This is a genomic window from Cupriavidus taiwanensis (genome assembly GCF_900250075.1).
In the GTDB taxonomy this organism is placed as follows: domain Bacteria; phylum Pseudomonadota; class Gammaproteobacteria; order Burkholderiales; family Burkholderiaceae; genus Cupriavidus; species Cupriavidus taiwanensis_C.
The window spans coordinates 104971-111063 of sequence record NZ_LT977072.1; the positions used below are offsets into that span (position 1 = coordinate 104971).

The 6093-nt window shown below is 55.8% G+C and carries 5 protein-coding genes and 1 pseudogene; 5 read left to right on the forward strand and 1 reads right to left on the reverse strand.

Annotated elements, in window-relative coordinates; genetic code table 11:
* The first annotated feature begins 8 nt into the window (after nt 1–8).
* The 4 genes from CBM2588_RS29245 to ehuB all read left to right on the forward strand — a co-directional run bounded on the left by CBM2588_RS29245 (nt 9) and on the right by ehuB (nt 4157).
* Nucleotides 9–1022, forward strand: coding sequence for a succinylglutamate desuccinylase/aspartoacylase family protein (locus CBM2588_RS29245; RefSeq protein ID WP_115683844.1), 1014 nt, complete (start codon nt 9–11; stop codon nt 1020–1022).
* A gap of 35 nt (nt 1023–1057) precedes the next feature.
* The gene (locus CBM2588_RS29250) at nt 1058–2287 is read left to right on the forward strand and encodes a threonine synthase (protein ID WP_231942346.1); all 1230 of its coding nucleotides are present in this window, start codon (nt 1058–1060) and stop codon (nt 2285–2287) included.
* Nucleotides 2288–2416: 129 nt separating this feature from the next.
* A complete protein-coding gene (locus CBM2588_RS29255; protein ID WP_115684026.1) occupies nt 2417–3184 on the forward strand; it encodes a hypothetical protein in 768 nt (255 codons plus the stop codon).
* A gap of 100 nt (nt 3185–3284) precedes the next feature.
* The gene (gene ehuB, locus CBM2588_RS29260; protein ID WP_115683845.1) at nt 3285–4157 is read left to right on the forward strand and encodes an ectoine/hydroxyectoine ABC transporter substrate-binding protein EhuB; all 873 of its coding nucleotides are present in this window, start codon (nt 3285–3287) and stop codon (nt 4155–4157) included.
* Nucleotides 4158–4303: 146 nt separating this feature from the next.
* Here the strand turns inward: ehuB and CBM2588_RS31730 are convergent.
* A pseudogene (locus tag CBM2588_RS31730) lies at nt 4304–4678 on the reverse strand (IS66 family transposase); the annotation flags it as partial.
* A 117-nt stretch (nt 4679–4795) separates the two neighbouring features.
* Between CBM2588_RS31730 and CBM2588_RS29265 the strand changes: the two are divergent.
* The gene (locus CBM2588_RS29265; protein WP_115684027.1) at nt 4796–5968 is read left to right on the forward strand and encodes an integrase core domain-containing protein; all 1173 of its coding nucleotides are present in this window, start codon (nt 4796–4798) and stop codon (nt 5966–5968) included.
* Nucleotides 5969–6093 lie beyond the last annotated feature (125 nt).

The window sequence follows — 6093 nt, forward strand, 5'->3', positions numbered from 1 at the left end:
GCTTAGTAATGTCGACACCAACGCGTATTTGGTCGCCGATCGATTTCAATCGTGACGGAAAGCAGTCCGATTGCCTACGGTTGCCGATTTCAACCGACCTATCGGCCTATGGCTGGATTCCAATTCCGGTTGTTTGTATCCGCAATGGCGACGGACCGACAGCGGTTCTCATCGCCGGAACGCACGGCGACGAGTATGAAGGGCAGATAGCCTTAATGGAGCTCGCGCGTTCTGTCGAGCCGAGCCAGATCCACGGCAGGATCATCATTCTTCCCGCACTTAACTATCCGGCTGTCGAGGCTGGGCGGCGCGTGTCCCCTATTGACGAGGGTAATCTAAACCGCGTCTATCCGGGAAAGGCACATGGTACCGCGACAGAAATGATCGCGCATTATGTTACTGAAGTCATCTTGCCCCTGGCGGATGTTGTTGTAGACCTTCATTCCGGAGGACGCTCACTTGAATATCAGCCTTGTGCTCTAATTCGTCCGTCTGCAGATCGTGAGCGCCATCGACAACTGCTAGAACTAGTGAAGGTTTTTAGCGCACCCGTGAGCTATTTGACTGATGGCAACGGCGGGGGAGGCAATACCACCTTAGCCGCAGCGGCCGAACTGTTGGGCGTCCCTGTCATCACGGCAGAGTTGGGAGGTGGTGCAACTTACCGTCAGAAGGGGAAAGACATCGCCAGTTCGGGTGTCAGACGACTTCTCAGCCATTTGGGGATTCGAAAGGACCGCGAAGTTGCTGTGGCCGATGAAACCCGCATGACTGACGTTCCGGGCCGGGAATATTATCTCTACGCCGAATCTGATGGGCTATTTGAACCGGCAGTTGCCGTCGGAGTTGATGTGACAGCGGGGCAGCATGCGGGGTACTTGCACTCATTCTGTCGCCCGACGGAGCCTCCAATCGCGCTGTCTTTTCCCGCTTCCGGGCTTATTGCGTGTCATCGTTTTCCAACCCTTACGCGGCGCGGCGACTGCCTTTACGGATTGATGCGAGACATTTCGGATAACTGAACTAGGCAATGACGATGAGCGGGACATCACTTAACTTGTACATCACCGGCATGAATTGCATCCGGTGCGGCACCTCGCATCCCATCGCCGACTATTTTGAAGGGTGCCCCGCTTGCTTGGCGGAGGGCTTTCCCGTTAGTGTCGCGCCACACTACGAGAAAGTCCCACACACTTATGACCGTGACCACCCTGAAGCATGGTTGGCCTATCCTGGCGGACCCTTCCTCGGCGAAGGGAGGACTCCGCTTGTTGCGTTACCTAAGTTGGCTGAGGAAATTGGCATTCGGGCGCTTTTCGCGAAGAACGAAAGTGCCAATCCGACCGGCTCCCACAAGGATCGGATGAGTGCTCTCTTTGTTCGGCGCGCTAAAGAAATCGGCGCGACCACCGTTTCAGCGGCGTCTAGTGGTAACGCCGGCGTCTCGCTCGCCGCATATGCAGCACGCGCTGGACTACGATGCGTGGTCGTCACTACGCCAAAAATGAGTGGCAACTGGCGCCGCGCTGTAGAAATGCATGGGGCTGAGCTGATCGCCACTGCGACTCCGGAGGAACGATGGGAACTTATTCGTCGTAAAGCCGTTGCGGGAGAGTGGTATCCGGCTACGAACTATTTGACACCTCCTGTGGGAAGTAATCCGTTTGGCGTAGACGGCTACCGAGCGATCGCGCTGGAATTATATGGTCAATGTGATGCTGATGCTCGGCCGACTGACATCATCGTCCCGACAGCGAGAGGCGACATCCTATGGGGTATCGCACGGGGTTATCTGGACCTTAAGAAGGCAGGCCTTGTTCCAACGGTGCCGAAGGTGCATGCCGTGGAGCCGTTTCCTCGAATCGCCCGGGTCTTCGATGGTGCAGACTTGCGAGGTGATTTCCCGGGGGAATCGAAAATGGCTTCAATTGGCGGATCTACTGTAACCTATCAGGCGCTGGAGGCATTGCGCTTGACCGGTGGAAGAATCGCGACCGTCGATGAGGCCGCGGTTATTAGTGATCAGCGGAAATTGGCACAAGCGGGACTCTATGCGGAACTTTCCAGTGTAGCAGCGCTGTCTGGCGTCAGGAGACTTGTCCGCCAGCGAACCGTTTCTTCCGAAGCACATGTGGTGCTCGTTGTTACTGCGCATGGGTACAAAGAGGACGCCCCTTACGATCACCCACTACCGATTGTTTCTGTCGAAGGAGGGCACAGTATCACTCGAAGCCGTCATGGGGAGCGCGCGAAGTTGACTGACTTGACAGCATACACCCACTATTGACCTATACTCTTTTGTCCGCGTTGTTGAAGTTAACCAGGATGACCCAGTGAACAAAAAGGGCTCGTCGGAACTGGTACCCATCGTGTTTCCATCATGCCATGGAATCCTATGAATCAGTGTAAGCTCCAAATGACAGCATCAGAACTCAAGCAAGGTGACAGTGGGGTGGGAGACGCTGACTCTCGTGAAAAAAAAAGGCCGGTTCTGGGAGTCATCAAGCTTGACTCCGGTGACGAAATGAAACAATCGTGCGAGAGTGGCCATGAGTCAGTGATGCCTTTCATGGTGGACGACCCAGCTCTATGGCCGGTGCCTTTAAGCAAGACCATTGCACAGGGTGCCGATGCAGTGTCCAACAAGATTCCGACTACCGCCGCTGCCAATGGCATTTTGGAGGCAGCTAAGCGACTCGATGGACGCACCGATCTGATCATCGGGAATTGCGGCTATATGTGGGCGTCCCGTGAACACCTATATGGGCAAACAGCTACGCCCGTATTGACCAGTGCGCTCGAATTTCTCGACCTCGCATTGCGCATGACTAAGTCGCCTGTTGGGATTATCACGTGGGACGCGAAGCCGCTTGTACCTCTATTGAAGAATCATTCGGGGTTTGACCGCCTTCGTTTTCTTAGCATCAATGACCTGCCTGACTGGGCGAACTGGGTCTTTGACCGGTGCGCCGACGAAAATCCATGCCGTTGGAGCAAAGACGGTATGGCCAGACAGTTGACTGAGTGCCTGGTTGAGGCGTTCGATAAGGACGGGGCTTTCAATAACATCGGTGTCTTGGTGCTGGAATGCACGTTGGTTCCGGATTTTCGGAAAAAAATCCGTGAAGTCACCTCTATTCCTGTATTAGATCTTCTTAATTTCGCGAAAACGGCACTAGCATAGGGTTTCTGGAGTAACGGTTCGGATATCGGATGATAGTCTTTCGCAGATCAGTTGCTAAAATGGCGCAATAAGCGCCACCTACTACAAGCAGGGGGCAAAGATGGTTTCATTCTCAAAAATGTTTATATATATTGCTGTGGCCATTGGCATGACGGCCTCAACGGCCGCGACGGCTCAGCAGACTAAGGAACGTGTTCTGCGAGAGAGTAGTATCAAGATTGGTATAACCAACAATTCGCCTTGGTCGTTTATTAATCCTGATGGCAGTGTTTCCGGTGTTCACCCGGACTTGATTAGGGCAGTTTTACGGCCCCTAGGAATCAAGAGCTTTGAATTTGTTAATATGGAGTTTGGCGCGCTTATTCCGAGCGTGCTTGCGAAAAAAGTCGACGTTGTTGCGGCCGGTATGGGTATCACCGCACCTCGGTGCAAGCAAGTAATTTTCAGTAACCCAGATCTTGCTAGCGTCGATGGGATGCTTGTTTTGAAAGGTAATCCGCTTAAAATTCACAGCTATGAAGATGTTATCGGCAATTCGGCCATTCGAATGGGCGGTGGTCGGGGCAGCTCCAATACCGAGAATGCAGTAGGCGCAGGCATTCCTCGAGAGCGGATGCAGTTGTTCCAGAGTGTTGATTCTGGAGTCGCCGCGCTCGTCGCGGGACGGATCGACGCTATCACGTTTGGTGCTGCAACTGTTGATACACTTCTTAAACAACCTGCGCTTAAGGATCGTATTGAACGCGCCGTTCCATTTAAAGGGCGCATACTAAAGAACGGTCGTGAGTCCGCTAACTATGGTGCCATGGTGTTTCGGCCCGAGGATGCCGATCTACGCGATGCATACAATGCGAGCTTCGCGAAATTGAAAGCTGATGGCACAGTTAAAAGCATCCTGGCAAAGTACGGTTTTCTGGAAGCACCCGAAGGTCTAACTGTTAAGGAACTGTGCTCGCCTGATTATTACAAGTAAAATGCAAGGGCGCGCGCATGTTCTAGTGCTATATCAGCGTAGTGGTGGCATTGATCCAATCATCTGATTGCGCGCACCGTATCCCGGAATCCGTGTCGAGGTGGATGGAATGGCGTCTTGCAACTTGGTCGGCCGGTTGTCCTCAACGCTATGCCACGCTCAATCGGGCGGCTCGGCGAAGCGGCCTGATGTGATCGCAACATAAACATGCCAGCTTGGCTCGGACATGGCGTATGACCCAGAAGCTAGTTAAGCCACAGCTCGGAGAAGCTGGACCGCCAGATCGAACTACTTGAACTGCGTTTTGAAGAACTCGAGGCCGACGAACACGCGGCACCGATCGAGATTCCCCAGGACGCCGCGCACGGTGCCGGAACAGGCGCAACGCAAGCCGTTGCCGGAACCGCATGCGGCGCAGCTTAGCGATCAGCAACTTGAGATGTTCGATTTCGGCCTTGTCCGTTGCCGCCCCCTGCCTTCTGCGATTTTACCAAGTCTTCCAGATGCCCGATGCATGCATCCCAGATGCCCGATGCATGCATCGCGGGTACGGTTCACCCACATAGGTAACAGAACAGTTCAAGCACATAGGTAACAGTTTTCTACCCTGCATGGGCGACTGCCACCGGGAGATGCCCATGCCCTGGAGTGAGCTCACACCTATGGAACAACGATTGTTGTTTGTTATCGATCAGCTGCAACGCAGGGATAGCGTGAGTGCGTTGTGCGAGCGCTATGGCATCAGCCGCAAGACCGGCTACAAGTGGATCGAGCGGTATGCGAACGAAGGCCTCAACGGGCTGAACGAAGGCAGCCGCTGCCGGCATGACCAAGAGCGGATTGCCTATCCGATCCGCCAGGCGGTCCTGCAATTGCGCGGGCATGGCGGCACGGAGTTGGGGCCGAAGAAGATCCAGAAACGGCTGGCCGAGCGGTTTGGCGAGGCCGAGGTACCCTCTCGCACGACGATCTACAACATCCTCAAGGCCGCAGGTCGGATCGAGCCGCGGCACAAGCGCCGGCGCGTGGCGCGGTACGGCACGCCACTGCGCTCTGCGCGCGAGCCCAACGGACTGTGGAGCGCGGATTTCAAGGGGCAGTTCCTGACTGCGGACCAGTGCTGGTGCTATCCGCTCACGGTGATGGACCACGCGAGCCGATACCTGCTGGGCTGCAAAGGCCTGGGCGGGCCGCAACTGGCGCCGACGAAGTCGGCGTTCGAGCGGCTGTTCCGTCGTTATGGGCTACCGGACCGGCTGCGCACGGACAATGGCGTGCCGTTCGCATCGACCAGTTGCGGCGGGCTGACGCAGTTGTCGATCTGGTGGCTCAAGCTGGGGATCGTGCCAGAGCGCATTGCCCCGGGGCGTCCGGAACAGAACGGACGGCACGAGCGCATGCATCGCACGCTCAAGCGCGCGACAGTGTTGCCGCCAGCGGCGACGCTGGCGGCGCAGCAGCGGCGCATGGACGCGTTCCGGCGGTTCTACAACGAAGAGCGGCCCCATGAGGCGCTGAGCCAGCGCACGCCGCACAGTTGCTACACATCCTCGAATCGGGAGTACCCAGCCCGGCTGCCGGAGATGAGCTATCCGAGCTACATGGAGACGCACCGGGTGAGCACCAACGGCTTGCTCAAACGTCGCAATGTGGTGATGTACGTCGGGCACCTACTGCATGGCGAGCTGGTTGGTCTTGAAGCGATCGAGGAAGGTCTCTGGCATGTTCACTTCGGCCCCATCGTGATTGGAGGAATAGATGAACGGAAACCTCACAAGAGATATCTAAGTCTCAAAGTGTTACCCATGTGAGTGAACTCGGCCAAACGAACGCCGCGTGCAAGCCGTTGCATCAGCAAACACATGACATCACCGCTCTACCAAAACACCTTGACCAAACCGCCGCGTCGGCCACGGAACACAAACACGTGGCCGCT

Coding starts and splice junctions, on each gene's coding strand:
- CBM2588_RS29265 (WP_115684027.1), top strand. CDS start 4,796: ATGCCCTGGAGTGAGCTCACACCTATGGAACAACGATTGTTGTTTGTT.
- ehuB (WP_115683845.1), top strand. CDS start 3,285: ATGGTTTCATTCTCAAAAATGTTTATATATATTGCTGTGGCCATTGGC.
- CBM2588_RS29255 (WP_115684026.1), top strand. CDS start 2,417: ATGACAGCATCAGAACTCAAGCAAGGTGACAGTGGGGTGGGAGACGCT.
- CBM2588_RS29245 (WP_115683844.1), top strand. CDS start 9: ATGTCGACACCAACGCGTATTTGGTCGCCGATCGATTTCAATCGTGAC.